Source organism: Streptococcus sp. SGI.013 (assembly GCF_050315295.1).
GTDB lineage: Bacteria > Bacillota > Bacilli > Lactobacillales > Streptococcaceae > Streptococcus > Streptococcus porcorum.
In genome coordinates this window covers 1-280 of record NZ_JBNPOS010000116.1, presented here as the reverse complement: position 1 = coordinate 280, position 280 = coordinate 1, and the positions used below count along the sequence as shown (strand labels likewise).

General features: G+C 48.2%; 1 pseudogene. It reads right to left on the bottom strand.

Features of this window, described 5'->3' with window-relative positions:
• Positions 1 to 280 (bottom strand): annotated as a pseudogene (locus ACQRDX_RS09625) (hypothetical protein); the annotation flags it as partial.

Sequence of the window (280 nt, the reverse complement as noted above, 5' to 3'; positions counted from 1 at the left end):
AGCTGGTGTTGCAACTGGTGCTTTTGGAGCTGGTTGACCTGGTTGAGCAGGAACAACTGGCTTAGGTGCATCCGGTGTTGGTTGACCAGGCTTAACTGGTGTTGATGGATCAACTGGATCTGTTCCAACTGGTACGTATGGGATTGGTGTATCAACACCTGGGTTTCCTGGTGTTGGTGGCACATAGCCTTTAGTTGGATCTTCTGGATCTACCGGTTGAAGCGGTTGATTCGTATTTGGATCTACAGGAACATAACCTGGTACGTACGGAATAACAGTA